The following is a 26,148-nucleotide window of genomic DNA, read 5'->3' on the forward strand; positions in this document are numbered from 1 at the left end:
CGGTGGGTCGGGTGCGGGTCAGATGGCGTGGGTGAGGCCGTCCGTCGGCGACTGCGGCACCGGCGGGACGGTCGGCTTGGGGATGAAGAAGGGCGTGTCGTGGTTGACGGGGAACGTCGTCGGCATCGTGCCGGTCGCCCTCGCGTACGCGCACGCCACCGCGGCCATCGATGCCGCGACGCCCAACTCCCCCGCCCCGCCGGGCTTTTCGCTCGTGTTCGGCATGACGATGATGTCGAGTTCGGGCGGGGTGTTCCACTGTCGGGTGTAGGCGTAGTTGTCCCAGCTCGCCTCCAGGAAGTGGCCGTCCTCGAGGTGCAGGCTGGAGGTGAGGGTCTGTGCGATGCCGTCCATGAGGCAGCCCATCATCTGGGCCTCGAGGCCGCGGGGGTTGACCGCGAGGCCCACGTCGACCGCGCACACCGCCTTGGTGACCCGGGGGCCCGTGACACCGTCGCGGATCGGCCGTTTCACCGTCTCCGGGCGGCAGTCGATCTCCACGAGGACCGCGTTCGCCGCGTGGTACTCGGTGTGCACGGCGATGCCCTGCGCCACCCCGTCCGGCAGCTCCCGGCCCCACCGGCCGACCTCGGCGACCTTGTCGAGGACCGCGCGGGCCCGCTCGTCGTGCAGGAAGTCCCGGCGGAACGCGAGCGGGTCCTTGTCCAGCTTCGCGGCGAGCCGGTCCACGATGAGCTCGCGGGCGCAGGTCACGTCCGGCGAGTAGACGTTGCGCATGCTGCCGGTGTTGAAGCCCTTGTCCGTCTCGTTGAGGAGCCGGCTGTAGATCCCGAACTCGTACGGCATCGACTGCGACAGCTGGAAGAACGTCTCGGAGAACGCGAGGTCGGCGACCGGCAGCTTCGCGGCCACGGAGGTGAGTGCCTCGCCGAAGCCCATGGTGAGGTCGGTGGCGACGCTGGTGTGCCGCTGCTTGAAGCTCAGCACCTTGTCGCCCGCGTACGAGGCGCGCACCCGCGAGGTGGCCATCGGGTGGGCGCGGCCCTGGCGTGCGTCGTCGGCGCGGTGCCACATGAGCCGGACGGGCTTGCCCAGCTTCTGGGAGATCTCGGCGGCTTCGAGGGCAGCGTCGAAGAACAGCTTGCGGCCGAACGAGCCGCCGCTCTCGGTGACATGGACGGTCACGGCGCCGACCGGGAGGCCGAGTCGGGCGGCGATGGTCTGCTTGGCGACGATCGGCGACTTGAGGCCGCCCCAGATCTCCGCCTTGCCGGAACGGACGTCGGCGATGGCGCAGTTGGGCTCGAGGGCGCTGTTGCCGCGGAAGTGGAAGGTGAAGGTCTCCTCCACGGTGCGGTTCAACGACGGCAGCCCCATGGAGGGTTCGGCCTTCTTCAGCTCGGCGAGGACCGTGGCGTCGGACTTGCCCTCGGCCGTGCCGCCCCGCCAGGACACCTCAAGGGCGCGTACGGCGTCGATGCACTGGCCGAAGGTGCGGGCCCGCACGGCGACGCCGGTGGAGACGACCGCGACGTCGGTGACACCGGGCATGGCCCGCACCGTGTCGAGGTTGGCCACCGAGCCGACCTTGCCGTTGATGGTGGGCGCCCGGCACACCATGGTGGGCAGCGCGTCCGGAACGGCGAGGTCCATGGCGAACTTCTTGGCGCCGGTGACCGCGGCGCGGGCGTCGACGCGGCCCTGCGGTGTGCCGATGACGGAGAACTCGTCGGCGGACTTGAGCCGCGCCGTGGCCTTCCGCGTCGTGCTCGCGGCGGCCTTCTCGGCCAGCTCCCCGATGCCGATGCTCTTGCCCGCCGAGCCGAGGACGACGCCCGCCTTGATCCTCAACTCGTCGACGGTCGCGTCCAGTACGAGCGCGGCGGCGTCGAGGAGCCTGCCGCGCGCGATGGCGGCCGCCACGCGCACCGGGGTGTAGGTGGCGATCGTCGTGTTGGAGGCGCCGGTGAGCTGGTTGAAGAGGAGTTCGGGGCGGGCGTCGGCGAGCGTGACGTGCACCCGGTCGAGGGGTACGTCCAGCTCCTCCGCGATCAGCATCGCCGTCGAGGTGGTGATGCCCTGGCCGACCTCCGCGCGGGGCAGCGCGAAGGACACCGTGCCGTCCTTGTTCACCTGGACGGTGATGAGCGCGGAGGTCGGCGCGGCCGCCAGGGTCAGGGCGTCGTTGAGGTCGACGACCTCCGTGATGTCGAGGGACGGCAGACCGCCGGCCCCCGCGACATCCTGGGCCGCTCCCCCCTTGGCCACCGTCCCCTCCGCCGCCGCTTGCCTTGCCGGTGCGAGTTCGGCCGCGGCCACCAGCGTGGGTGCCGCCAGTACGTAGCCGAGCAACTGTCGTCTGCGCATACTTCCTCTCACTCCGGCCGGTCCATGTCCGACCGCCGGCACCCCCGGTGGGGGGACGAGCCCTTCACGGGAGGCCACGAGCAGTGGCCGGGCACCGGCGACGAGCGGTTCCAGGCTCGGTTCCTTGGACAGGCCGATCATGTCGCCGACCCGGCCGCCCAGCGTATACCGGGAGAACGCGCTGATCAGGGGTCGGGCCCGCGCAGGAGGGCAGCAGGCGGGCGTCCTCCATGAACTCCCGCGCATCCGCCGGGAGTCCGTCGGGCAGCGGCTGACCGTCGACGAGCGGATACGACGACGCGACTTATTGACACGGCGCCAATAACGGTCCACGGTGGGCACCGCTCACCCACAGTCCGCCCCACCCCGCACGTTCCACGTCGTACGTTCCCGGGAGCCGCCGTGACGCCAACAGAGCCGCTGCGTCAGTCCATCGACGGACTGACGATCACCAAACTATTGCGCCGCAACGCCCAGGAATTCGGGGACAGGCCAGCCCTGACCACCGGCATCGGGCCGGACGCGGGCACCCTGGCCTGGAGCCAACTGCGCGCCGAGACCGCCGCGCTGACCCGCGGCCTCGCCCAACTCGGCCTGAACCAGGGCGACCGCCTGCTCATCGCCATGTCGAAGCGCGCCGAGCACTGGGTCACCGACCTGGCCGCCGCCCACATCGGCGCGCTCCCGTGCAGCACGTACGACACACTGAGCACCGAGCAGATCGGCGTCATCGCCCGGCACAGTGCGGCCACCGTGCTGGTCCTGGAGGGCGAGGAGCAGGTGCGGCGCTGGTCGCCCGTCCTCGACGACCTGCCCCACCTGCGGGCCGTCGTCGTCCTCGACCGGTCGGCGGCGCCCGCCGACGACCCGCGGTTCGTCAGCTACGCGGCCGTGCGCAACGCGCTGCCGCCCGACGACGCCGCCTTCGAGACGCTCACCGACGCCGCCACCACGGACCAGCCGCTGGCCCTCGTCTACACCTCGGGCACCACGGGCGACCCCAAGGGCGTGGTGCTCTCGCACCGCAACGTCATCCACGAGTCCCTGATGCAGGAGCAGTTGGTGCCACTGCCCGAGCACCCGCGCTCCGTCGCGTACCTGCCGATGGCGCACATCGCGGAGCGGGTCCTCGGGATCTACATGCCGATATGCAGCGGTGGCCATGTCACCATCTGCCCCTCCCCCGACCAGCTGCTGCCCGCGCTCCAGAAGGTCCGCCCGCACGGCTTCTTCGGTGTGCCGCGAGTGTGGGAGAAGCTCACCACCGGCCTGCGCGCCCAGCTCGCGGCGCTCCCCGAGGAGCAGGCGACGGCCCTGGCACAGGTCCAGAAGACGGCACTGGAGGTCTTCCGACTGCGCTCGGCCGACAAGGGCGTACCGCCCGAACTGGCCGAGCAGCTCGAGACGTTGGACGAGCTCGCCCTGCGCCCGCTGCGCGCCGCGATCGGCTTCGACGACTGCCTGCGGGCGTTCAGCGGCGCGGCCCCGATCCCCACGGCCGTCCTGGAGTTCCTCGCGAGCGTGGGCCTGCCGGTGTACGAGGTGTGGGGCCTGAGCGAGACGACGGGTGCGGCCACGGTCAGCACCCCCGACGTGTTCGCGCTCGGCTCCGTCGGCTGCCCGGGCCCCGGCATCGAGGTCAAGGCGGCCAAGGACGGCGAACTCTTCGTCCGCGGCCCCGTGGTCTTCGCCGGGTACCTCCAGGCGGACGGCGCCATCGCCTCCGGCACGGACACGGAGGGCTGGCTGCCGACCGGGGACGTCGGCACCGTCGACTCCCGGGGCATCGTCACCGTCACGGACCGCAAGAAGGAACTCATCATCACCGCCGGCGGCAAGAACATCGCCCCGACGAGGATCGAGTCCCTGCTGCGCGCCCACCCGCTGATCGGCCAGGCCGTCGCGATCGGCGACCGGCGCCGCTATGTCACGGCACTCCTGGTCCTCGACGAGGAGGCGGCCCCGCAGTGGGCACGCGCGGCCGGCCTCACCACGACCGAACTCGACGAACTCGCCGTGCACCCACGAGTGTTGGCGGCGCTCGACGCGGCGGTCGAGGAGGCCAACGCGGTGCTCTCGCGCGTGGAACAGGTCAAGCGGTACCGGGTCCTCGCAGGCCCCTGGACGACGGAGACCGGCGAGCTGACACCCAAGCTCAGCCTGCGCCGCCGCGCCATCGACGATCTGCACGCGGCGACGATCGAGTCGATGTACGAGTCCGACGAACCAGCGGACAGGGACAAGGACAAGGAGTAGTCGCCCATGACAGGCAAGGCCCAGGCCACACGGCGGCGCCGGATGGAACCGGACGCGCGCCGCGCCGAGATCCTCGCCGTGGCCCGCCGAAGGTTCGGGTCCGCCGGCTACGCCTCGGTGTCGATCTCGGACATCGCGGCGGAGGCCGGTGTGGCCCGGGCCCTCGTCAACCACTACTTCGGCGACAAGCGGCAGCTGTACCTGGAAGTGGTGCGGCAGATGATGGTCATCCCGGCCTCCGTGTCCCAGCGGCTGCCGCCGACCACGGCCGAGGAACGCCTGGCCGTCTGCGTCGACCGCTGGCTCGAAGTCGTCGAGCGGAACCGGGACATGTGGCTCGCGGCCATCGGCATGGAGTCCCTCGGCGACCCGGAGGTCGACCGGATCATGCTGGAGGCCGACGAGATCGCCACCGACCGGATCCTTGAGGCCGCGATGATGACGGACGTCGACGAGGACGCGGGCCGGGACAAGCTCCGCGCGATGATCCGCGCCCACAGCGCCATGCTCAAGTCCGCGTCCCACGAGTGGCTGACGCGCGGCACCCTCACCCGCGACGACCTGCACGTGATGCTCACCCGCTCGGTCGTCCATCTGCTGCACACGGTCTTCCCCGCGGTACGCAACGGCTGACCCACGTCACGTACACACCCTTCCTCTTCCTCAGGAGACCCCAATGCCCCGAGTCCTGTCCGACGAGCGCCGCGATCTGGTCAAGGCCATCGCGGACTTCTGCGGCCGCGAGTGCGGCACGAAGGAGCAGCGCGACAAGCTGACGTCCAACGGCGTGGAGCACCACAACCAGCAGCTGTACGAGAAGATGGCGAAGCTCGGCTGGCTCGGCATCGCCGTCCCCGAGGAGTACGGCGGCGCGGGCCGCGGCATGGTGGACCTCTCCCTCTTCCTCCAGGAGACGTCCTACGGCCGCGCCCCCATCAGCGGTTTCGGCACGACGATCATCACCGCGGCGGCGTACGAGAAGTTCGGCACCGAGGAGCAGAAGCGCACCGTCCTCGAAGGCGTGGTGAACGGCCGCGTCGAGTCGGTCTCGATGTCCGAGCCGGGGGCCGGTTCCGATGTGGGCGCGCTGACCTGCCGCGCGGAGCGCACCGCGGGCGGCTATCTGGTCAACGGCCAGAAGACGTGGTGCTCCAACGCCCACTTCGCCGACCACATCCTGCTGATCGCCCGTACGGAACCGGGTTCGGCGAAGCACGAGGGTCTGACCCAGTTCATGGTGCCGACCGACGCCGAGGGCCTGACCATCCGCGGCATCGACACGATGGGTGGCAAGGAGGTCAACGACCTCTACTTCACGGATTGTTTCGTCCCGGACTCGGCGGTGGTCGGCACGCCGGGGAAGGCCTGGACGCAGTTGATGGCGGGCCTCAACCTGGAGCGGATGATCCTCGCCGCGATGATGCTGGGGGTGGCGCGCCGGGCCTTCGACGACACCCTGGCGTACGTACGCCAGCGCGAGCAGTTCGGCCGCCCGATCGGCTCCTTCCAGGCGCTCAAGCACCGCGTCGCGGACATGGCGACGGAACTGGAGTGCGCGCAGCTCCTCCTGGACGACACCGCCGCGACGATCGACGCGGAGCCGGGCAAGGTGTTCCCCCGCGAGGCCTCGATGGCGAAGCTCAAGTGCACGGAGCTGGCGAAGCACATCACCCTGGAGGGCATGCAGATGATGGGTGGCTACGGCTACGCCACCGAGTACGGCATGGAGGCCCTGCTGCGCGCGACGGTGGTGTCGACGGTGTACGGCGGGACGAGCGAGATCCAGCGGGACATCATCGGCAAGACGTACGGGCTGTAGGGCCCTCGCGCGGGGCCCGCGCGGTGTGTTCCCTTCAGGGCCCTTCGATGAGTTTCCTGCGGTCGTCCGGTCTACCCGTCGACGAAGGGAGCACTTCATGAGCAAGATCAATGTTTGTACGTTTCTGACACTGGACGGCGTGATGCAGGCGCCGGGCGCCTCGGACGAGGACCTGGAGGACGGGTTCGAGCACGGCGGCTGGCAGAAGCCGACGAGCGACGAGGAGGTCGGCGCGGCCATCGCCGGCTGGTACGAGCACGCCGAGGCGATGCTGCTCGGCCGCAAGACGTACCAGCTCTTCGCGTCGTACTGGCCGACCGCCGATCCGGGCAACCCGTTCACCGCGCGGATGAACAGCATGCGCAAGTACGTGGCGTCCCGGTCCCTGACGTCCGTCGAGTGGCAGAACTCCACGCTGCTGGAGGGCGATGTCGTCGACGCCGTGCGGAGGCTGCGGTCGTCCGGCGGCGGCGAGATCAATGTCGTGGGCAGCGGCGACCTGGCCCAGACCCTGATGCGCAACGGCCTCGTCGACGAGTTCCGGCTGACCATCCACCCGGTGATCATCGGCACCGGCAAGCGGCTGTTCGCCGACGGGGCGATCCCCACCGCGCTCGAACCCGTCAGCGTCTCGACGACGAAGGGCGGCACGGTCGTCGGCGTCTACCGGCCGAACGGCGAGCCCAGCTACGACAGCTACTGAGCGGCGGCCCGGGACACGGTTCGCCGCGTGAGCAGTTCGGTGACCAGGGCGAGCGGCGGCCAGCCCAGGCGCCCGTGCCGCGCGACGGCATGGGCGCGCAGCACCACCTCGGGTCCGGTCAGCGGCAGCATCCGGACCCCTGGGAACGTGGGGGTGCCGATGGGCAGCAGTCCGACGCCGAGCCCGGCGGTGATCATGCCCTGAACCAGGTCGAGGCTGTCGGCCTGGTGGGTGACGCGGGGTGTGAACCCGGCCATGGACGCCAGGGTGTGGATGACGGTCGCGTCGGAGGTGCCGCGGGAGTTGACGATCCAGTCCTGCGCGCGGAACACGTCGAAGACCTCGAGGGTGTCCGCCCCGTCCGGCACTTCGGCGTCGGCGGGGACACCGAGGCCCCACGGCGCGGTCCACAGAGCGGTGGTGTGCAGTGCGTGGTTCGGGTCGGCGGGGGCCAGGTTGTAGTCGTAGGTGAGCGCGAGATCGGTCTCGTCCGAGGCGAGCAGTTCCAGGGCCTCGGGGGGTTCGTGCTCGCGGACGAGGATGTGCATCCGGGGGTGGCTCGCCGCCAGCTCGGTGACGAGGGGCAGCAGGTGGACGCGGATGGCGGTGGCGAACCCGGCCACCCGCAGTGTCCCGTTCGGCTCGGCGCCCGGAGCGAGGTCGAGGCGCGCGGTCTCGACGGCCGCGAGGATCACGGCGGCGTGCTCGGCCAGCCGCCGCCCGGCTGGGGTGAGCCGCACCCGCCGCCCCTCCGGCTCGATCAGTTCTGCCCCCATCTCCTTTGCCAGGACGGCGAGTTGCTGCGAGACCGTCGAGGTCGTGGTGCCCACCGTGTCCGCGACCGCGCGCATCGAGCCCAGCCGGGACAGTTCCGCCAAGAGCCGCAGCCGTCGTGTCTCCATTACTCCATTGTCCAGGATCTTCGAACATTACGTCCGTCATCGGCACGTGGACGCGAACGGTGCATAGGGCATTGACTGTCGCCCATGAGTTCGTCCCAGGCCCCACACCGCTCCCGCCCCAGCGGCGCGCAAGCCGGCTTCGCGATGGCCGTCGCCTCCATGTCCACGGTCCAGCTCGGCTCGGCCCTGACCGTCCCCCTCTTCGGTCAGCTCAGCGCGCTGGGCACGGCGGGCCTCCGCCTCGGCTGGGCGGGCCTGCTCCTGCTCGTACTCGTCCGGCCCCGCCGCCGTGACTTCACCCGGCCCGACCTGCTGGCCTGCACGGTCCTCGGCGCCGCGACCGCGGGGATGATGGTGTTCTTCATGCTGGCCCTCGACCGCCTGCCCCTGGGCACGGCGAGCGCGCTGGAGTTCCTCGGCCCGCTGGCCGTTTCCCTGTTCGGGCCCGGCCACGGCCGCAGGACATGGACCGCGGCGGCCGCGGTCGGCGTCGTCCTGCTGACCGAGCCCTGGCACGGCGGCCTCGACGCGCTCGGTGCGGTGTACGCGCTGGCGGCGGCGGGCTGCTGGGCCGCCTACATCCTGCTCACCCAGCGGGTCGGCGACCGGGTCACCGGCCTGAAGGGGCTCGCGGTGTCCATGCCCGTGGCCGGCGTTCTCGGCATGCTCATCGCCGCGCCCGCCGTCTCGGCGAACGTCACCTGGACGACCTTGTGGATCATGCTGGCCCTGGCCGCCCTGAGCCCCGTCCTGCCCTTCGCCCTCGAATTCCTCGCCCTGCGCCGCCTGACCACGTCCGCCTTCGGCACCCTGATGAGCCTCGAACCCGCCATCGCGATGCTGGTCGGACTGCTCGTGCTCGGCCAGAATCCCGGCCTGGCCCCGGCGATCGGGATCGCCTTCGTGGTCGCCGCCGGCGTCGGCGCCACCCGCACGGGCGGGCGCCGACCGACACCGTCCCCGGCCGACACATCACGCCACGCCACCGGGTCCACGGCTCCCGCCCCGGCGTCGATGGAGGCGTGAGGGACCGCGCCGGCCGCCATGCAACCGGCACCGTACGCACGGCCTGCCGATCACGGCTGTCTGCGGCGCTCGAAGCGGGCCCGTGCGGCGTCGTGCGCGGAGCGGAGCAGCCGCAGGACCGTGCCGTACGTGCGTTCGCCGGGATTGACGACGCAGATCCAGCTCTGGGCGCCGTACACGGGGTGCGGCAGCACGGTGTCGACGGCCGCGTAGTCGGGCGGCGAGTCTCCAGTGAGCTGCTGGAATGCGGCCCGGTCCACCTGGATGTTCACGCGCAGGCGGCCGGGGGTGTCCAGGTCCGACAGCGTGTCGCCGGGGTAGTTCTTGGTGACGATCGTCCCGTACGGCTGCGTGGCCTGCGGGCTCTCGCCGTCCGGCGCGTAGGAGAAGAACGCGTCGCCCCACGCGATCTCGGGGAAATCGTCGCCGGTCTCCGGAGCGAGGACGTGCGCGCCGTCGAAGCCGCGCACGGCCTTGATGATCTGTTCCATACTCGGGTCGCTGGTCATGGTTCAAGCATCGGCTTGAAGTACCTGTGTGGGGTTGAGAGGGGATCGATGGCCGTCGAGAGGGCGCTGAGGACCGTCGATGTCGCCAGGGAGTCCGGGTACTCCGTGCAGCAGGTGCGGGATCTGGAGCGGCTCGGGGTCGTCCCGGCGGCCGTCCGGTCGGCCCACGGATACCGGGCCTACACGCCCGTGCATGTGCGTGCGCTGTGCGCCTACCGGGGGCTCGCCGGAGCCATGGGCCCCGTCGCGGCCCGGCAGCTGATGGCGGGGCTGTGGACGCGGACCGTCGAGGAGGCGGCGGCCTCGGTGGGCGCCGTGCATGTCGGCCTCGCGCGCGAGCGCGACGAGGTGCTGCGCGCGCAGGAGGCGCTGTGGGCGATCGAGTCCGAGGCGGCACACCATGGTGCGGCCGAGAGGGCGGTCGAGGGCGCGGACACCATGACCATCACCGAACTCGCCGCCGCGCTCGGCGTGCGCACCTCGACGCTGCGGTTCTGGGACCGGGAAGGCCTCGTCGCGCCCGAGCGCGTGACGTCGCAGCGGGCGCGGCGCTACGGCCCCGCGGCGATCGGCGCGGCCAGGATCGTCGCGGCGCTGCGCGGCAGCGGGTACGGCATCGCCGCGGTGCGGGACATCGTCGACTCGCTGGGCGCGGTGCGGGAGCGCGGCGGGCCGGAGCGGGTCCGGCACATCCTTGAGGAGCGGCTCGACCGGATCGCCGCACGCTCCGTGGCACTCCTGCGCGCGGGCACGGACCTCGCGGCCGTCCTCGACTCCCTCACCGCGCCGAAGGCTTGACGGCGACGACCCGTTCGATGATGCCGAAGCTGTAGCGCTCGCGCTCGACGACGCTGAAACCCGCCTCTCGTACGAGGTGCAGCGGGCGGCGCAGTTGATGGTCGTCCGCGAGCCTCAGCATCAGGGGCTCGAGCATCCGCTGGAGCGTGCGGACGGCGAATTTGTGGCTGATGACGTGGTCGAGCAGGAGGAGCGTGCCGCCCGGGACGAGGACGCGGTGCATCTCGGCGACGGCCCCGCGGTCGTCGGGAATGCAGCACAGGGCGAGCGCGCAGACGACCGTGTCGAAGGAGCCGTCGGGGAACGGAAGCCGGGTCGCGGACGCCTCGCCGAGCGTGGCGTCGACGCCGAGGTCGGCCGCGCGTACCCGGGCGCGGGCCAGCATGTCCGGGGACAGGTCGACCCCGGTCAGATCGGTGCCCTTGGGGTAGTGCGGCAGGTTGAGGCCGGTGCCGACGGCGACCTCCAGGACCCGGCCCTCGGCCCGCGCGCAGAGCCGGGCGCGGCCGCCGCGCAGCATGTGGCGGTCGAAGCGGCGCATCCAGCCGTCGTAGTGGGGCGCGTCGCGCGCCCAGATCTTCTGGGTACGCAGGTCCTGATCGTGAGCGGTCACGGCGGCCTCCCCCTTCGGCGCGGGCGTCCGGTCCCAGCATGCGACCCGGCCGCGCCGAAGGCGAGCACCCTGCGGGGGTGCTGTCGCGGCCCGTCAGGCGAGGCGCTCGCCCTTGCGCTCCGGGATGACGAACATGGCGAGGATGTCGGCGACGTAGATCGCGGACAGCAGGCCGATGGCGACCGCGAAGCCCCACCGGTCCGCGCACAGCGCCACGACGACCGGCGCGAAGCCGCCCACCGCGCGGCCGAGGTTGAACAGCGTGTTCTGCGCCGTGGCCCGCACCTGCGTCGGGTACAGCTCGGCCATCAGCGCGCCGTAGCCGCCGGTCATGCCGTTGGCGAAGAGACCCATCACGGCGCCGCCGACGAGCAGCGCCCAGGGCGAGACGAGCTGGCTGTACGCGAGGACGGAGACGGCCGCGCCGACCTGGAACAGCCAGAACGTCCTGCGGCGGCCGAGCCGGTCGGCGAGTTCGCCGAAGAGGAGGATGCCGAGCGCCATGCCGACGACGGTGACGGCCGTCCAGCCGGAGGACTTGGTGAGGCTGTAGCCGAACCGCTCGCTCAGGTAGGTCGGCAGCCACGTCATGATGCCGTAGTAGCCGAAGTTCTGGACCGAGGTCAGGACCAGGACGCCGAAGCTGGCACGGGCCGTGGGCCCGTCCTTCACCAGCAGCTTCAGCGAGGCGAGCGTCGGCAGGCGGGCGCCCTCGCTGCGGGTGCGCGTGAAGTGCTCGGGCTCGTGCAGCCGGGAGCGGAGCGCGATGGCGACCACCGCCGGCACCGCACCGATCAGGAACAGCCCCTGCCAGCCCCAGGCCGCGAGCACCGGCGCCGAGATGAGCGCGGCGGCCAGCACACCCGCCTGGAAGCCGAGCGCCACCAACGACGTGGCGCGCGCCCGCTTCTTGCTCGGCCAGGCCTCGGCGGCGAGCGTCATGCCGATGCCGAACTCGCCGCCGATACCGACGCCCGCAAGGAAGCGGAACGCCGACAGCTCGCCGTACGAGGTCGCGAGCGCCGAGAGACCGGTGAAGACCGCGAAGAAGATCACCGAGTACGTGAGGACCTTCACCCGGCCGATCCGGTCGGCCAGCATCCCGAAGCCGAGTCCGCCGACGACGGCGCCGATGAGCGTGATGGTGGCGAGCGAGCCGCCCTGCGCCTTGTCCAGGCCCAGGTCGGCGGAGATGGCCGAGAGGGCGAAGCTAAGGATCAGCAGGTCGAACCCGTCCATCGCGTAGCCGAGGGAGGAGGCGAACACCGCCTTCTTCGCGTAGCGGCTGGGCTTGTCACCGCCGTCGCCGCCGCCGTCCGCGCTGTCCAACGGGGTCGCGGCCGTCTCATCCAGTTGTGTCATGTGGCTTGGTTCCGTCGTTCCGTCGCGCGAGGTGAACTGGGGCAGGCGCCGGGGCGGGCGTCCTGCCCCACCCGCTCATGCCGACGTCCGGACACGGCGCGACCGGGAAGGAACGGCCGCGGCATCCGGAGAACGGAAGAAGAGATGGTGGCGTCGACGGTCTCCAGGGGGACCGTGCTCGCACCGGCAGGGTGAAATTCTTTCACACCGCACGCACCGCCTCTGACACGGGCTCTTGGCCGCCTTCTGCGGAGCACGTCACCGGCCGTGCGTCGTCGCCGACCGGTAATCCGTGTACGTGTACGGGTTGTCGAGCACCTTCGTCTCCGGGACGTCCGGGTTCATCCCGGCCCGCCACGCCTCCTCCCCCAGCGTCGACCGCAGATGCTCGACGGTGGACTCGGCCTCGCGCCGTACGGCGGCGAGGTCGATGTCGACGAGGCGGTGCGCGTGCTTCACCACCCGCCCGTCGACGAGGACGGTGTGCACGTCGCCGCGCTGGGCCTGGAAGGCCACATGTCCGTAGGGGTTGAGGAGTGGGAAGGAGACGGGTGAGTGGTCGTTCTTGATGAGGACGAGGTCCGCCTTCTTCCCTTCCTCCACGCTGCCGAGGTCACTGTCCCGGCCTAGCGCCCGCGCGCCGCCGGCGGTCGCCCATTCCACGACCTGCTCCGCCCGCAGCGCGCAGTGCGTGACCGTCTCCCCCAGCGCGTGCGCCTCCAGGTGCTCGCGGGCCCGGTCGGCGCCCATTGTCGTGCGCATCGCGGAGAACAGGTCGCCGCTCCACCACACACTCGTGTCCATGGACAGGGACACCGGAATGCCGTGGGCACGCAACGCCCAGGTCGTCGGGTACCCCTGGCCCGCGCTCTGCTCGCTCTCCGTGGACACGGACACCGAGCCGCCGGTCGCCGCGATGCGGTGGTACGAGTCGGGTGACAGCGTCGCCGCGTGCACGTAGACCGTCTCGGGTGTCATGAAGCCGTGCTCGTGCATGAGGCGGATGCCGTCGTCGTTGGTGGCACCCCACACCCCCGCGTGTGTGCTGACGGGGACGCCGAGTTCGCGCGCTGCCTCGAAGGCGGGCTTCTCGGGGAAGGCCGGGTCGCCGGTGACGTCGAAGGCGAGCTGGAAGCCGAGCAGGTCGTCGGCCCCGGCGATGTGTCGTCGCGCGAAGGCGCGGAAGTCGGGGTTCGTTGCCCATTCGGCGGGCGCCTGCTGGATGTTGCCGTACGCGAGGACGTACCGGCCGGGAACGGAGCGCAGCGCGTCCACGGCGGCCTCGGCGTGCCCGGTGCTCTGGAGCCCGTGCGACCAGTCGACGACGGTCGTGACGCCCGCGTCGATTGCTTCGACGGCGGCGAGCAGGTTGCCCGCGTGGATGTCCTGGGGGCGAAAGGCGGTGCCGTGTTCGAGGTAGTACCAGACGAAATACTGGGTGAGCGTCCAGTCGGCGCCGTAGCCACGCATGGCCGTCTGCCACATGTGCCGATGGGTGTCGATCATGCCGGGCATGACGATGCCGTCGGTGGCGTCGATCTCCAACGTTCCCCCGGGGATGGGGAGTTGGGGGCCCACGGCGGCGACGCGGTCGCCGACGACCAGCACGTCGGTGCCGGGGAGGATCCGGCGGGCGGGGTCCATGGGCAGGACGGTGCCGCCGCGCAGGACGACGGGCCGTCCGGGCGGGAACGATTCCGGTCGGGTCGACGGGTTCGGTGGATCCGAGGGAGCTGAGCGACTCGTCATCGGTCTCCTCTCCGGCGCTCCCGGTCGCTCCGGACGAGTGTCCGGATGCCGGTCGGCCATTGCCACCGATGCTGAAGAAGGCGCACCCTACTGTCAATCCCTCACGTAAAACGGGGAGTTGGAAAGCTGGAGAGCTTCACGGCCCGGAGGTGGCGCCCATGCCCCGCGAAGGAACCGGCCCGGACTTCATCGAGGCGCTGGCCCGCGGCCTGGACGTGATCACCGCGTTCCGGCCGGGCCGGCCCTCGATGACGCTCGCCGAGGTCGCGAGCGCGACGGGCCTCGCCCGCCCGACGGCGCGCCGCGTCCTGCTGACGCTGGCCGAACTCGGTTACGTCCGCCAGTGCACGGCAGGCTTCGCGCTGACGCCGCGCGTGCTCGATCTCGGGGTCTCCTACGTCCGGTCGATGGGCCTGTGGGACGTGGCGCGTCCGCACCTGGAGCGTCTCGTGGAGCAGACGGACGAGTCCTGCTCGATCGCGCAGCTCGACGGTTCGGACATCGTGTACGTCGCCCGGGTGGCCCGCCCGAAGATCGTCGCGCTGTCCGTGCAGATCGGCACCCGCTTCCCCGCGCTGCAGACCTCCCTCGGCAAGGTACTGCTCGCCGCGCTGCCCCCGAACGAGGCGGCACGGGCCCTCGCCGAGCCGAGCCGCTCGGGCCTCACACCACTGTGGCGTCCCGAACGCGCCGAGTGGCAGGCCGAGTTGTGCGACGTACGGGCCCGTGGCTGGGCCCTGACCGACGAGCAGCTCGCCCGCGGCATCCGCTCGGTGGCGGCACCCCTGCGGGACGGCACGGGCCGGGTGATCGCGAGCGTCAACGTCAACGCGCACGCGGCGGAGACGTCGGTCGACTTCCTGGTGCGCGAACATCTGCCGCGCCTGCTGCACACCGCCGGTGAGATCAGCCTCGACTTCGCCCGGGTGGATTCGGTACCGCACGTGACGTCAGATCAAGCCCCTGCGGCGATTGAGCAGCGGGGTCCGGGGCGGAGCCCCGAGGCCGCGCCCACCACTCCTTGACGCCCACCCCCACCGAGATCAGAATCACCGCACGGACAAGTGTCCGCCGTCCGGACACGGAGAGGCTGGGCCCATGCCGCCAAGCACCCCATCCGTCCAACCACCCGACCAACCGCCCGCCACAGGCCCCCTGTCGGGCATCCTCGTCGCCGACTTCTCCCGCATCCTCGCGGGCCCGTACGCGACGATGCTGCTCGCCGACCTGGGCGCCGACGTCATCAAGGTCGAGGGCCCGCGCGGCGACGACACCCGCACGTGGATGCCCCCGGTCCACGACGGCGTGTCGACGTACTACCTGGGCATCAACCGCGGCAAGCGCTCCCTGGCCCTGGACCTGAAGGACGAGTCCGACGCCGCACTCGCTACCGAACTCGCCCACCGGGCCGATGTGTTGATCGAGAACTTCCGCCCCGGCGCCCTGGACCGCTACGCCCTCGACTTCGCGTCGGTCAGCCGCACGAACCCCGGCCTCGTCTACACGTCCATCACCGGCTTCGGCACCGGTCCGGGCCGCGACGTCCCGGGGTACGACCTGATGGTGCAGGCCATGTCCGGCCTGATGAGCCTGACCGGGGACCCGCAGGGCCCGCCGTTCCGGGCCGGTATCTCCGTCTTCGACGTGATGGCGGGCAATCATGCCGCCATCGGCATCCTCGCCGCGCTGCGCCACCGCGACGCCACCGGTGAGGGCCAGCACGTCGAGGTGAACCTCCTCTCCTCCGCGCTCACCGGCCTCGTCAACCACAGCTCCGCGTACGTGGCCGGGGGTACGGTCCCGTACCGCATGGGCAACGCCCACCCCAGCGTCTTCCCGTACGAACCGCTGCCGACGGCCGACCACGACCTGATCGTCGCCGCCGCCAACGACAGCCAATTCCGCACGCTCTGTGCGGTGTTGGGCATCCCCGAGACGGCCGACGACCCGCGCTTCGCGCGCAACGCCGACCGCACGGCCCACCGCGACACACTGCGCCCGATCCTGGTCGAGCGCCTGGCCACGCGCGGCGCGCACGACTGGTTCACGCTGCTCGTGAAGGCCGGAGTGCCCAGCGGCCCCATCAACACGATCGACGGCGGCTTCGCCATGGCCGAGGAGTTCGGTCTGGACCCCGTCGTCACCGTCGGCGAGGGCGAGCGCGCCCTGCCCACGACCCGCCACCCGATCCGCTTCTCCGCGACCCCGGCCTCGTACCGCCTGCCGCCGCCCGAACTGGACGAGCACGGCGCGCAGTTGCGCGCATGGCTGGCACAGCCCACGACCACGGAGCCCCCACGTGACTGACGAACCACACCACGCCACACACCCCGCGTCCCCCTCCTACCCCACCGCCCTGGGCGCATCGGACCCGAAGCGGATCACACTCCTCGGGCAGGACCTGGCCGAGGACATCATGGGCTCCGTCGGCTTCGGGGAGCTGGCGTTCTGGCTGGCCACGCAGCGCCGCCCGAGCCCGGGCGAGACCCGCGTGTTCGAGGCGGTCCTCGCCGCGCTCGCCGACCACGGGTTCACTCCGACCGCGATCGTCTCCCGTCTCACGTACCTCTCCGCCCCGGACTCGGTCCAGGGCGCCCTCGCCGCCGGTCTCCTGGGCGGCGGCTCCCGCTTCCTCGGTGTCACGGAGGACACGGGCCGCTTCCTCAACGCGGTGGTGACCTCGCTCGGCGACGCCCACCCGTCGTCCGACGACCGCCCGGCCTGGGACGCGATCGCTCTCGACACACTCCAACACCGCCGCGAATCCCGTCAGTTGATTCCGGGGCTCGGCCACCACCTCCACAAGGAGGGCGACCCGCGCACCGGCCGCCTGATGGACATCGCCCGCGAGGAGGGCGTCTTCGGACCGCACCTCACCCTCTTCGAGGCCATCGGCCGCACCCACCCGACCGTCCTCGGCCGCACACTCCCCCTCAACGGCGCCGGGGTGTGCGGAGCCGCCCTCGCCGACCTGGGCCTCCCGCTCCCCCTCCTGCGCGGCTTCGCCCTGCTCGCCCGTACGGCGGGCCTGATCGGGCAGCTGGCGGAGGAGATCCGCACACCGGTCGCCCGGGACATCTTCGCCTCAGTGGAACAGCACAGCACTCCGATCCCGCCGACCACCGCCTCCCCCGAGGAGTAGCCCGTGTCCACCGACGAGCACGACCTCACCGAACTGGCCGCCGAGCGCTGGTCCACGGCCGAATCCCCGCGCCTGGCCGAGCTGATGGCCTCCCTCGTCCGCCACCTCCACGCGTACGCCCGCGAGGTGAACCTGACGGAGGACGAATGGGCGGCCGCGATCACCTGGCTCACGGCGGCAGGCCAGGTCAGCGACGACAAACGCCAGGAACTCGTGCTCGCCTCCGACGTCCTGGGCCTGAGCATGCTCACCGTGGAACTCGGCCACCGCTTCTCCGAGCGCGCCACGCCCGCCACCGTCCTCGGCCCGTTCCACATCGACGGCTCCCCCGAGGTGCCCTACGCCCACGACATGTCGGACGGCCTCCCCGGCACCCCGCTCTTCCTCACCGGCACGGTCACCGACACGGCCGGCACACCGCTCCCCCATGTCGTCTTCGACGTATGGCAGGCCGACACGGACGGCGCGTACGAGTCCCAGGTCCCGGGAGCCGACGAGGCCCGGCTTCGCGCGAAGTACACCACCCGCGAGGACGGCACGTACTGCATCCGCACCGTCGCACCGCTCGGCTACGCCATCCCCATGGACGGACCGGTGGGCGAGCTCATCCACAAAACCCGCATCAGCCACTTCCGCCCGGCGCACGTGCACTTCCTCATCGACCATCCAGGACACCGCAGGCTGATCACCCACCTGTTCCGAGAGGGCGGCCAATACCTGGACAGCGACGTCGTGTTCGGCACGAAGGACCCGCTGATCGTCCCCTTCACGGAACGCGACCCGGCCGCCGCCCCGCCGCCGGACGGCAGCAAGCTCACGGAGCCGTACCTCCAGGCCGAGTACACCTTCGTACTGGAACCGGAGTAGCGCGCGCTCGGCCCGCGCGACTCGGGACTGTGACGGCTACCAACCAATATGACGTCGTCAGCCGTCACAGTTCCGCGGCCGGCACCGCCTGCGCCGCCCGGCGGCGCCGATCCTCAGTCCACCGTCACCACCACGGAGTGCCATCCTGACGCCCCATCGGGGATGGTCGGGGTGCGCTTCGCCGTCTGGGTGGTGCCCGTGCGGTCGGTGGCACGGACCGTGAGGGTGTGGCTGCCCTTGGTGGCCTTCCACTCGTAGGACCACTGCCGCCAGGTGTCGCGGGTGTCCTCGGCGGCGAGGCGAGCCTCCTGCCAGGGGCCGTCGTCCACCCGGACCTCCACCTTGTCGATGCCACGGTGCTGTGCCCAGGCGACGCCGGCGACCATGACGGTGCCTGCCCCGGGGCGGGCGAAGGGTTTCGGGGTGTCGATGCGGGACTGGGTCTTGATGGGGGCGCGCCGGGCCCAGTCCCGCTTGACCCAGTACGGGTCGTAGGCGTCGAACGTGGTCAGCTCGATGTCCTGGATCCATTTGCAGGCGGACACGTAGCCGTACAGTCCGGGGACGAGCATGCGGACGGGGAAGCCGTGCTCGAAGGGCAGCGGCTGTCCGTTCATGCCGACGGCGAGCATCGCGTCCCGTCCGTCCATCACGTCCTCGACCGGGCTGCCGATGGTCATGCCGTCCACGGAGCGTGCCACCAACTGGTCGGCGGGCCCGCCCTTCGAGGGAGGTTCGACACCGCACCGCTTCAGGAGGTCGGCGAGCCGGACGCCGATCCAGCGGGCGTTGCCTGCGTAGGGGCCGCCGACCTCGTTGGACACACAGGTCAGGGTGATGGTGCGCTCGATGAGAGGCAGCTTCAGCAAGTCGGCGAAGGTCAGTGTCAGTTCGCGGGCCACGCCCTTGCCGTGGATGCGGAGGTTCCAGGTGGTGGCATCGACCTTGGGCACCACCAGGGCCGTGTCGACGCGGTAGAAGTCCGCGTTGGGTGTCACGTACGGGCTGATGCCGTTGATGCGCAGGGCGGCGCCGCGCGGTGTGGGGGCGGCCTTCGACGCGGGCGCGGGCAGCACCACATCTTTGCGTGAGGCGACGGCGTTCTGCCCTTGGGAGCCGTTCAGCGCCCGTCCGAGCACTCCGGCTCCGGTCGAGGCGGCCGCCGCGGCGGTGGCCGCGATGATGAATCCGCGCCGGTCCCATCCGGGTTCACCGGGGCCACGCGCCGCCACGGAGGCTGTGGAGGATGCGAGACGTCCGCTGAGCAGGTACAGCAGGGCCGCGCCGACGACCCCGCCCACCAAGGAGGGCAGGGCGTCGCTCGCGCTCGTCGAGTCGGGCCTGCCGACGGCGGCCAGCGCGCCGATGCCGCCGAAGGCCAGCACCCCGAGCGAGCCGACGAGTCGCCATCGGGTGGCCACCATGCCCAGGAGTACGGCCAGGAGCGAGAGCACGGCGAGGATGCCCAGTTGCAGCACCAGCTTGTCGTCCGTGCCGAACTGTCGGATCGCCCAGTCCTTCACGGCGGGCGGGGTGCGGTCGATGGCCGCCCCGCCGACCGCGACGACCGGCCCCGACTCGGGCCGTACGGCCGCGGAGACCGGCTCCGCGACGGCGATGGCCGTGTATCCGGCGAGCAGCCCGCTCAGCGCGCCGAGGGCCAGGCGCTCGGCGCCGCGGGGCCGGTGGTGTGTCACGTTGCCGTCCATGCCCCGGAATACGTTCTCGCGCGCGGTTCGGATTGGTGGTACCGCCATCGGACCGCCGATCTTCACTCGTTCGGGAATCGACCAATCCGTATTCCCGTCCAGCTCGGATTACGTGTGCCGGGAGCGAAGACGCTCCCACTGATCCGATCGTGGAGGAATTGCCATGCGCACTCGAACCCGTCGTGCCGCCGTCGCCGTCGCTGCCGCAGCCATGCTGCCGCTGGCGCTGACCGCCTGCTCCGACAGCAGTTCCAAGGACAGTGGCTCGGACAGCGCTTCCTCTTCCGCGTCCAAGGGGGCCGACAAGACCAGCCCCTCGGGCGACACCTCGACGATGAGCAAGCCGTTCGGTCCCGGCTGTTCGTCCGTGCCCAAGGACGGTGCGGGTTCCTTCGACGGGATGGCGAAGGACCCGGTCGCCACCGCCGCGTCGAACAACCCGGACCTGTCCACCCTGGTGACCGCGGTGAAGAAGGCCGGCCTTGTCGACACCCTCAACAACGCCGAGAACGTGACCGTCTTCGCGCCCACCAACGACGCCTTCGCCAAGATCCCGAAGGCGGACCTGGACAAGGTCCTCAACGACAAGGCGCAGCTCACCAAGATCCTCACGTACCACGTGGTGGGCCAGAAGCTCGCGCCGAAGGACCTGGAGAAGGGCTCGTTCGAGACGCTGGAGAAGTCGAAGCTGACCACCGCGGGCTCCGGGGAGTCCTACAAGGTCAACGGCTCGGCGAACGTGGTCTGCGGCAACGTCAAGACCGCCAACGCCAACGTCTACATCATCGACAGCGTGTTGATGCCCAAGAGCTGACCCCGGGAATCGGCACCCTCACTCGACCTCTCCCCCAATCCGCCCCGTGATCGGCTCCGGATTACCCGTGAGACAGCATTCGCGGGCGGGTGAGAGGAGAAGCGATGTCGATGGCTCCAGGAGGCGGCTCGGGGGATGCCACCTCAAGGACGGTGGGGCGGCGGCGCACTGCCGTGATCGGCAGCGGCGTCGCCGGGCTCACCGCCGCGCACGTACTCGCCCGGACACACCACGTCACCCTGTACGAGGCCGACGAGCGGCTCGGCGGGCACGCGCACACCCACGACCTGACCTCGCCGGACGGGGCGAACCATCGGGTCGACTCCGGGTTCATCGTGCACAACGGCGCCACGTATCCGAACCTGCTGCGGCTGTTCGCCGAGCTCGGCGTCGCCACGCAGGAGTCGGAGATGAGCATGTCGGTGCGGTGCGAGGGCTGCGGACTGGAGTACGCCGGTGCGCGGGGCCTTTCCGGACTGTTCGCACAGCCCGGCAACGCCCTGCGCGCCGGCTATCTGCGGCTGCTCGCACAGGTGCCCGCCTTCCACCGGGCGGCGCGGCGGCTGCTGGAACGGGACGCGGAATCGGAGCTCACGCTGGGTGAGTTCGTCGATCGCGAGGGTTTCTCCCCGTACTTCCGTACCCACTTCATGACGCCCCTCGTGTCCGCGGTGTGGTCGTGCGACGCCACCACGGCGATGCGCTACCCGGCCGCGTACCTGTTCAGGTTCCTGAAGCACCACGGGATGCTCTCGGTGGGCGGGTCGCCGACCTGGCGCACGGTGACCGGCGGCTCGCACAGCTATGTCGACCGGGTGGCGCGGGGCCTGGACCAGGTGCGTCTTTCGGCGCCGGTCCACGCCCTCCAGCGGCATGCGGACGGCGTCACGCTCACCGCCGCCGACGGCTTCACGCACACGTACGACTCGGTGGTCGTCGCCACCCACCCGGACCAGGCGCTGCGACTCCTTGCGGATGCCACACCGCGGGAGAAGGAGGTGCTCGGCGCGTTCCGGTACTCCCGGAACACCACGCTCCTGCACACCGACACCGCGCTGTTGCCGCGCGCCCGGGGCGCCCGGGCCTCCTGGAACTATCTGATGCCGTCCTGCGCGGCGGGCGCCGACCGGGTGCGGGTCAGCTACGACATGAACCGGCTCCAGCGCCTGGACGCACCCGAGACCTACGTCGTCACGCTCGGGGGCGAGGACCGCGTCGATCCGGACCTGGTCCGCTCCCGCATGGTCTACGAACACCCGGTGTACACACCGGAGTCCGTGGCCGCCCAGCGGCGGCTTCCCGAACTGAACACCTCCACGACCGCGTTCGCCGGCGCCTACCACGGCTGGGGCTTCCACGAGGACGGCTGCGCCTCCGGCGTCGCGGCCGCCGCGGCCCTGGGAGTGTCATGGTGAGCACGGCCCCGGCTCTGTACAGCGTCACGGTCGCCCACGTGCGCACCGCGCCGCGCCGGTACGCGCTGCGCCATCGCACGTACATGTGGCTGATCGACCCCGAGCATCCGCCCGACCTGCCCTTTCCGCTACGGTCGTTGGCGCGCTTCGACGCGCGCGACCACTTCGGCGGCGACCGGCAGCCGTCCATCCGCTCCGGCCTCGACGCCTTCCTGGCCGAACACGGAGTGGACCTCCAGGGCGGCCCGGTCGTGATGCTGACCCACGCGCGCGTCTTCGGGTACGTCTTCAACCCGCTCACCTTGTACTGGTGCCACACCCCCGGCGGCACCCTGCGCTGCGTCGTCGCCGAGGTCCACAACACGTACGGCGGACGCCACGCCTATCTGCTGTGGCCGGACGCCACGGGTCGGGCGTCGACGGACAAGGAGTTCTACGTCTCGCCGTTCTTCCCCGTCGACGGCCGTTACCGGATGCGCCTGCCCGCCCCCGAGGACCGGGTGGACCTCACCGTGCACCTGGAGCGCGACGGCGGCAGGCCGTTCACCGCAACCGTTCGCGGCTCCAGGAAGGAAGTACGTGTACGAACCCTGCTGGGGCTCGCGGTGCGCAGGCCGTGGTCCACGCTCGCCGTGTCGGCCGCCATTCGCCTGCACGGCATCCGGCTGTACCTGCGGGGTCTGCCCGTCCAGCCGCGTCCCGACCAGCACGAACACAGCACTTCGGAGAACACCTCATGAGAACCGGCGACACCCGCCCCGCCACGGCTCCCCCGGCCGGGCCCACTCGCTTCCCCGTGGCCCCGGTCAGGTGGCCCGACGTCGCCGCGCCACCGGCCGCCTCCCCGCCCCGGACCGCCGTCGCCGCGGCCGTCGTCCGCCGTGCCCTGCGTGAACTGCCGCTGCGTGTGCGGTTCGCCGACGGCACCGAGCTCGGCAAGGGCGGGCCTGTCCTGCACATCCACCGGCCGGACGCCTTCCACCGCCGCATCGGCAAGCAGGGACTGATCGGGTTCGGCGAGTCGTACATGGCCGGGGAGTGGGACGCGCCCGATCTCGTGGCGGCCCTCACCGTCCTCGCCGCGCACGCCTCCGAGCTGGTGCCCGCACCGCTGCAACGGCTGCGTGGACTGTGGGCGCTGCGTCAGCCCTCGGCCCGGCGCAACACCCCGGCCGGGTCCCGGAGCAACATCAGCCACCACTACGACCTGTCCAACGACCTGTTCGCGCTCTTCCTCGACGAGACGCTCAGCTACTCGTCGGCCGTGTTCCGCGGCCTGCCCGCCGACCGGAGCCTGCTCGCCGACGCCCAGCGCCGCAAGATCGACCGGCTGCTCGACCTCGCCGAAGTCCGCGCCGGCAGCCGGGTGCTGGAGATCGGCACCGGCTGGGGCGAGCTCGCGATCCGCGCCGCCGCGCGCGGGGCCCGGGTCACGTCGCTCACCCTCTCCGGCGAACAGCGCGAACTCGCCCTGGAACGCGTCGCGGCGGCCGGGCTCACGGACCGTGTCACCGTCGAACTGTGCGACTACCGCGAGGCACGCGGCAGTTACGACGCCGTCGTCAGCGTCGAGATGATCGAGGCGGTCGGCGCCGAGTTCTGGCCCGTCTACTTCCGCACCCTCGACGCACGCCTGGCGCCGGGCGGCCGGGTCGCGCTCCAGGCCATCACCATGCCGCACGACCGGATGCTGGCGAGCCGGTCCACGTACACCTGGATCCAGAAGTACATCTTCCCCGGTGGGCTGCTGCCGTCCGTCGAGGCGATCGCCGAGACGGTACGCGACCACACCCGCCTCACCATCGCCCGCCGCGACGGCTACGGCGCGCACTACGCGGAGACGCTGCGGCTGTGGCGGGAACGGTTCGCCGAACGGGCCGACGCGGTCTCCGCGCTCGAATTCGACGAGACGTTCCAGCGCATGTGGACGTTCTATCTCGCCTACTCCGAGGCCGGCTTCCGCTCCGGATACCTCGACGTACAGCAGTACCTGCTCACCAAGGAGGAGATCAGCCGATGACCGGCGCCGCCCACCGCCTCGCCGCACTCGCCGAGACCGCGCTCGGCGGGCCGCTCCCGGTCCGCCTGCGCACCTGGGACGGCGCCGAGGCGGGCCCGGCCGACGGCCCCGTGGTCGTCGTGCGCTCCCGCCGCGCGCTGCGCCGACTGCTGTGGAATCCCGGCGAGTTGGGGCTCGCGCAGGCGTACGTGACCGGTGAGATCGACGTGGAAGGGGATCTGGCCGCAGGGCTGCGCGCCATGTGGTCGGCGGCCCGCGAACGGAAGCTGCACGCGCCCCGCCTCTCCCTGACCGGTCGCGCCCGTGCGGCGGGCGCCGCCGCCCGCCTCGGCGCGGTGGGCCCTCCCCCGGCCCCGCCCGCCTCGCAGGCGCGGCTGCGCGGAGCCCTGCACAGCAGGTCCCGCGACCGGGAGGCCATCAGCCACCACTACGACCTGTCGAACGCCTTCTATCGGCTGCTCCTCGACGAGACGATGGCTTACTCGTGCGGGTACTGGGCGGGCGAAGGACCGGGGTTCACCGCGGCCGACGCGCAGCGCGCCAAGCTGGAGCTGATCTGCCGCAAGCTCGGCCTGGTGCCCGGGGCCCGGCTGCTCGACATCGGCTGCGGCTGGGGCTCCCTGACGCTGTACGCGGCAGAACGGCACGGTGTGCGGGTCACCGCGGTGACTCTGGCCCGCGAGCAGGCGGCGTACGTGGACGAGCAGGTGCGCTCGCGGGGTCTCGCGGACCGGGTGCATGTGGTGTGTCAGGACTACCGGGACATCACCGGCGGTGACTACGACGCGGTCGCCACGGTCGAGATGGGCGAGCACGTCGGGGACGCCGAGTACCCGGCGTTCGCCGCCGCGCTGCACCGTCTGGTGCGGCCCGCGGGACGCGTCCTGGTCCAGCAGATGTCGCGCGGGGCGACGGCTCCGGGCGGCGGCGCGTTCATCGAGGCGTACATCGCGCCCGACATGCACATGCGTCCGCTGGGCGAGACCGTGGGCCTGCTGGAGACGGCCGGTCTTGAGGTGCGGTCGGTGGAGTCGCTGCGCGAACACTATGTGCGCTCGGTCGACGCCTGGCGTCGCACGCTGGAGGAACGCTGGTCCGAGTTCGTGGAGCTCGTCGGTGCGGAGACGGCCCGCGTGTGGCGCCTGTACCTGGTGGGCGGCGCCCTCGCCTTCGAGGAGCGGCGCATGGGCGTCGACCAGATCCTCTCGGTCCGTCCGACGGCCGCGGGACGCAGTGGTGTGCCGGCGACGCCGCGGGACTGGTACCCCGGTCTGGAGCGGTCATGAGCGGCTTCGCCTGGGGGGACTTCGCGACCGGTCTCGGGTGGGCGGCCGCCGCCGCGTTCGCCGTCATGCTCGTCACGTTCGCCGTGGCCGTGCGCAAGGGTGTGCACCGGATCGTCGACGTGGCGTGGGGTCTCGGGTTCGCCGCGGTCGCCGTGGTGGCTTTCGTGGCGTCAGGGGGTGCCGGCGATCCGGGGCGGCGGGTCCTGGTGACCGTACTGACGGTGGTGTGGGGTGTGCGTCTTGCCGGGCACATCGCGCGGCGCGGGCGCGGCCACGGCGAGGACCCGCGCTACGAGCGGATGCTCGCCGGGGCCCCGGGAAACCGGAACCTGTACGCCCTGCGCATGGTGTACCTCCTCCAGGGCGCCCTCGTCTGGCTGGTGTCCCTGCCCGTGCAGGCCGCGCAGTACGTGACGGGGCCGATGACCGGCTTCGCCTGGGCGGGGACGGTGCTGTGGGCGGTGGGCATGTTCTTCGAGGCGGTGGGGGACGCGCAGCTGGCGCGGTTCAAGGCGGATCCCGCGGCCAAGGGGCGGATCATGGACCGGGGGCTGTGGCGGTACACCCGTCACCCGAACTACTTCGGGGACTTCTGCGTCTCGTGGGGCCTGTTCCTGATCGTGTGCGACTCGTTCGGCGCGGCGGCCGTCTGTCTGGTGTCCCCGCTGGTGATGAGCCTGCTGCTGACCAAGGGCAGCGGTAAACGGCTGCTGGAACGGCACATGGCCGAGCGGCCGGGCTACGCCGAGTACGCGGCCCGCACCAGTGGCTTCTTTCCGCTGCCGCCCCGTCGCTGAGGCGGGTGGGACCCCGCCGCCGGGCGGGGTCCC

At 71.4% G+C, this 26,148-nt stretch carries 23 protein-coding genes; 16 read left to right on the top strand and 7 right to left on the bottom strand.

The features are described from left to right. Window positions 1-18 precede the first annotated feature (18 nt). Complete coding sequence (locus ACNYS0_RS01785; RefSeq protein ID WP_422470827.1) at window positions 19-2,328, bottom strand: molybdopterin cofactor-binding domain-containing protein; 2,310 nt, start codon at window positions 2,326-2,328, stop codon at window positions 19-21. A 402-nt stretch (window positions 2,329-2,730) separates the two neighbouring features. Between ACNYS0_RS01785 and ACNYS0_RS01790 the strand changes: the two genes are divergently transcribed. The 4 genes from ACNYS0_RS01790 (at window position 2,731) to ACNYS0_RS01805 (ending at window position 7,106) form a co-directional block, all read left to right on the top strand. Further along, on the top strand, window positions 2,731-4,584 hold the full coding sequence (locus ACNYS0_RS01790) for an AMP-dependent synthetase/ligase (RefSeq protein ID WP_422470828.1): 1,854 nt from the start codon (window positions 2,731-2,733) through the stop codon (window positions 4,582-4,584). Between the two features lie 6 nt (window positions 4,585-4,590). Next, entirely contained in the window at window positions 4,591-5,217 is a 627-nt protein-coding gene (locus ACNYS0_RS01795; RefSeq protein WP_422470829.1) for a TetR/AcrR family transcriptional regulator, read from the top strand. A gap of 43 nt (window positions 5,218-5,260) precedes the next feature. Then, complete coding sequence (locus tag ACNYS0_RS01800) at window positions 5,261-6,403, top strand: acyl-CoA dehydrogenase family protein (protein ID WP_422470830.1); 1,143 nt, start codon at window positions 5,261-5,263, stop codon at window positions 6,401-6,403. A 97-nt stretch (window positions 6,404-6,500) separates the two neighbouring features. Then, on the top strand, window positions 6,501-7,106 hold the full coding sequence (locus ACNYS0_RS01805; RefSeq protein ID WP_422470831.1) for a dihydrofolate reductase family protein: 606 nt from the start codon (window positions 6,501-6,503) through the stop codon (window positions 7,104-7,106). Here the strand turns inward: ACNYS0_RS01805 and ACNYS0_RS01810 are convergent. Further along, complete coding sequence (locus tag ACNYS0_RS01810; protein WP_422470832.1) at window positions 7,100-8,008, bottom strand: LysR substrate-binding domain-containing protein; 909 nt, start codon at window positions 8,006-8,008, stop codon at window positions 7,100-7,102. The genes ACNYS0_RS01805 and ACNYS0_RS01810 overlap by 7 nt on opposite strands. 84 nt (window positions 8,009-8,092) lie before the next feature. Between ACNYS0_RS01810 and ACNYS0_RS01815 the strand changes: the two genes are divergently transcribed. Beyond that, window positions 8,093-9,034 carry an EamA family transporter gene (locus tag ACNYS0_RS01815; RefSeq protein ID WP_422470833.1) on the top strand — a complete coding sequence of 314 codons (942 nt, stop codon included), beginning with the start codon at window positions 8,093-8,095 and terminating at the stop codon, window positions 9,032-9,034. 50 nt (window positions 9,035-9,084) lie between these two features. Here ACNYS0_RS01815 and ACNYS0_RS01820 read toward each other — a convergent pair whose 3' ends face one another. Beyond that, window positions 9,085-9,525 carry a DUF6194 family protein gene (locus tag ACNYS0_RS01820; protein WP_422482417.1) on the bottom strand — a complete coding sequence of 147 codons (441 nt, stop codon included), beginning with the start codon at window positions 9,523-9,525 and terminating at the stop codon, window positions 9,085-9,087. A 66-nt stretch (window positions 9,526-9,591) separates the two neighbouring features. On the opposite strand from ACNYS0_RS01820, the gene ACNYS0_RS01825 reads away from it, so the two are divergent. Then, a complete protein-coding gene (locus ACNYS0_RS01825; RefSeq protein WP_422470834.1) occupies window positions 9,592-10,341 on the top strand; it encodes a MerR family transcriptional regulator in 750 nt (249 codons plus the stop codon). Here ACNYS0_RS01825 and ACNYS0_RS01830 read toward each other — a convergent pair. The 3 genes from ACNYS0_RS01830 to ACNYS0_RS01840 all read right to left on the bottom strand — a co-directional run bounded on the left by ACNYS0_RS01830 (window position 10,322) and on the right by ACNYS0_RS01840 (window position 14,065). Then, complete coding sequence (locus ACNYS0_RS01830; protein WP_422470835.1) at window positions 10,322-10,954, bottom strand: class I SAM-dependent methyltransferase; 633 nt, start codon at window positions 10,952-10,954, stop codon at window positions 10,322-10,324. The genes ACNYS0_RS01825 and ACNYS0_RS01830 overlap by 20 nt on opposite strands. 93 nt (window positions 10,955-11,047) lie before the next feature. After that, window positions 11,048-12,316 carry an MFS transporter gene (locus ACNYS0_RS01835; protein WP_422470836.1) on the bottom strand — a complete coding sequence of 423 codons (1,269 nt, stop codon included), beginning with the start codon at window positions 12,314-12,316 and terminating at the stop codon, window positions 11,048-11,050. Window positions 12,317-12,574: 258 nt separating this feature from the next. Next, on the bottom strand, window positions 12,575-14,065 hold the full coding sequence (locus ACNYS0_RS01840) for an amidohydrolase family protein (RefSeq protein ID WP_422470837.1): 1,491 nt from the start codon (window positions 14,063-14,065) through the stop codon (window positions 12,575-12,577). Window positions 14,066-14,223: 158 nt separating this feature from the next. On the opposite strand from ACNYS0_RS01840, the gene ACNYS0_RS01845 reads away from it, so the two are divergent. From ACNYS0_RS01845 to ACNYS0_RS01860, 4 genes are all read left to right on the top strand, one after another. Beyond that, window positions 14,224-15,090 carry an IclR family transcriptional regulator domain-containing protein gene (locus tag ACNYS0_RS01845; protein ID WP_422470838.1) on the top strand — a complete coding sequence of 289 codons (867 nt, stop codon included), beginning with the start codon at window positions 14,224-14,226 and terminating at the stop codon, window positions 15,088-15,090. Between the two features lie 73 nt (window positions 15,091-15,163). Continuing rightward, window positions 15,164-16,372 carry a CaiB/BaiF CoA transferase family protein gene (locus ACNYS0_RS01850; RefSeq protein ID WP_422470839.1) on the top strand — a complete coding sequence of 403 codons (1,209 nt, stop codon included), beginning with the start codon at window positions 15,164-15,166 and terminating at the stop codon, window positions 16,370-16,372. Then, window positions 16,365-17,207 carry a citryl-CoA lyase gene (locus ACNYS0_RS01855; protein ID WP_422470840.1) on the top strand — a complete coding sequence of 281 codons (843 nt, stop codon included), beginning with the start codon at window positions 16,365-16,367 and terminating at the stop codon, window positions 17,205-17,207. The genes ACNYS0_RS01850 and ACNYS0_RS01855 overlap by 8 nt, the downstream gene beginning before the upstream one ends. Window positions 17,208-17,210: 3 nt before the next feature. Further along, window positions 17,211-18,074: a dioxygenase family protein gene (locus tag ACNYS0_RS01860; protein ID WP_422470841.1), complete on the top strand. Its 864-nt coding sequence runs from the start codon at window positions 17,211-17,213 to the stop codon at window positions 18,072-18,074. A gap of 113 nt (window positions 18,075-18,187) precedes the next feature. Here the strand turns inward: ACNYS0_RS01860 and ACNYS0_RS01865 are convergent, their stop codons facing one another. Further along, entirely contained in the window at window positions 18,188-19,783 is a 1,596-nt protein-coding gene (locus ACNYS0_RS01865; RefSeq protein WP_422470842.1) for a sulfite oxidase, read from the bottom strand. A gap of 163 nt (window positions 19,784-19,946) precedes the next feature. Here ACNYS0_RS01865 and ACNYS0_RS01870 point away from each other — a divergent pair, with 163 nt between their 5' ends. From ACNYS0_RS01870 to ACNYS0_RS01895, 6 genes are all read left to right on the top strand, one after another. Beyond that, complete coding sequence (locus ACNYS0_RS01870) at window positions 19,947-20,597, top strand: fasciclin domain-containing protein (protein ID WP_422470843.1); 651 nt, start codon at window positions 19,947-19,949, stop codon at window positions 20,595-20,597. A 104-nt stretch (window positions 20,598-20,701) separates the two neighbouring features. Next, the gene (locus ACNYS0_RS01875; RefSeq protein WP_422470844.1) at window positions 20,702-22,012 is read left to right on the top strand and encodes an NAD(P)/FAD-dependent oxidoreductase; all 1,311 of its coding nucleotides are present in this window, start codon (window positions 20,702-20,704) and stop codon (window positions 22,010-22,012) included. Then, a complete protein-coding gene (locus tag ACNYS0_RS01880; RefSeq protein ID WP_422470845.1) occupies window positions 22,006-22,752 on the top strand; it encodes a DUF1365 domain-containing protein in 747 nt (248 codons plus the stop codon). Before ACNYS0_RS01875 ends, ACNYS0_RS01880 begins: the two co-directional genes overlap by 7 nt. Next, window positions 22,749-24,032 (top strand): class I SAM-dependent methyltransferase, encoded by a 1,284-nt coding sequence (locus ACNYS0_RS01885; RefSeq protein WP_422470846.1) that lies wholly within the window; start codon window positions 22,749-22,751, stop codon window positions 24,030-24,032. Before ACNYS0_RS01880 ends, ACNYS0_RS01885 begins: the two co-directional genes overlap by 4 nt. Beyond that, the gene (locus tag ACNYS0_RS01890) at window positions 24,029-25,318 is read left to right on the top strand and encodes a class I SAM-dependent methyltransferase (RefSeq protein WP_422470847.1); all 1,290 of its coding nucleotides are present in this window, start codon (window positions 24,029-24,031) and stop codon (window positions 25,316-25,318) included. Before ACNYS0_RS01885 ends, ACNYS0_RS01890 begins: the two co-directional genes overlap by 4 nt. After that, on the top strand, window positions 25,315-26,115 hold the full coding sequence (locus ACNYS0_RS01895; RefSeq protein ID WP_422470848.1) for a DUF1295 domain-containing protein: 801 nt from the start codon (window positions 25,315-25,317) through the stop codon (window positions 26,113-26,115). The genes ACNYS0_RS01890 and ACNYS0_RS01895 overlap by 4 nt, the downstream gene beginning before the upstream one ends. Window positions 26,116-26,148: the final 33 nt, after the last annotated feature.

It is taken from the genome of Streptomyces anthophorae (genome assembly GCF_049310305.1).
Classification (GTDB): domain Bacteria; phylum Actinomycetota; class Actinomycetes; order Streptomycetales; family Streptomycetaceae; genus Streptomyces.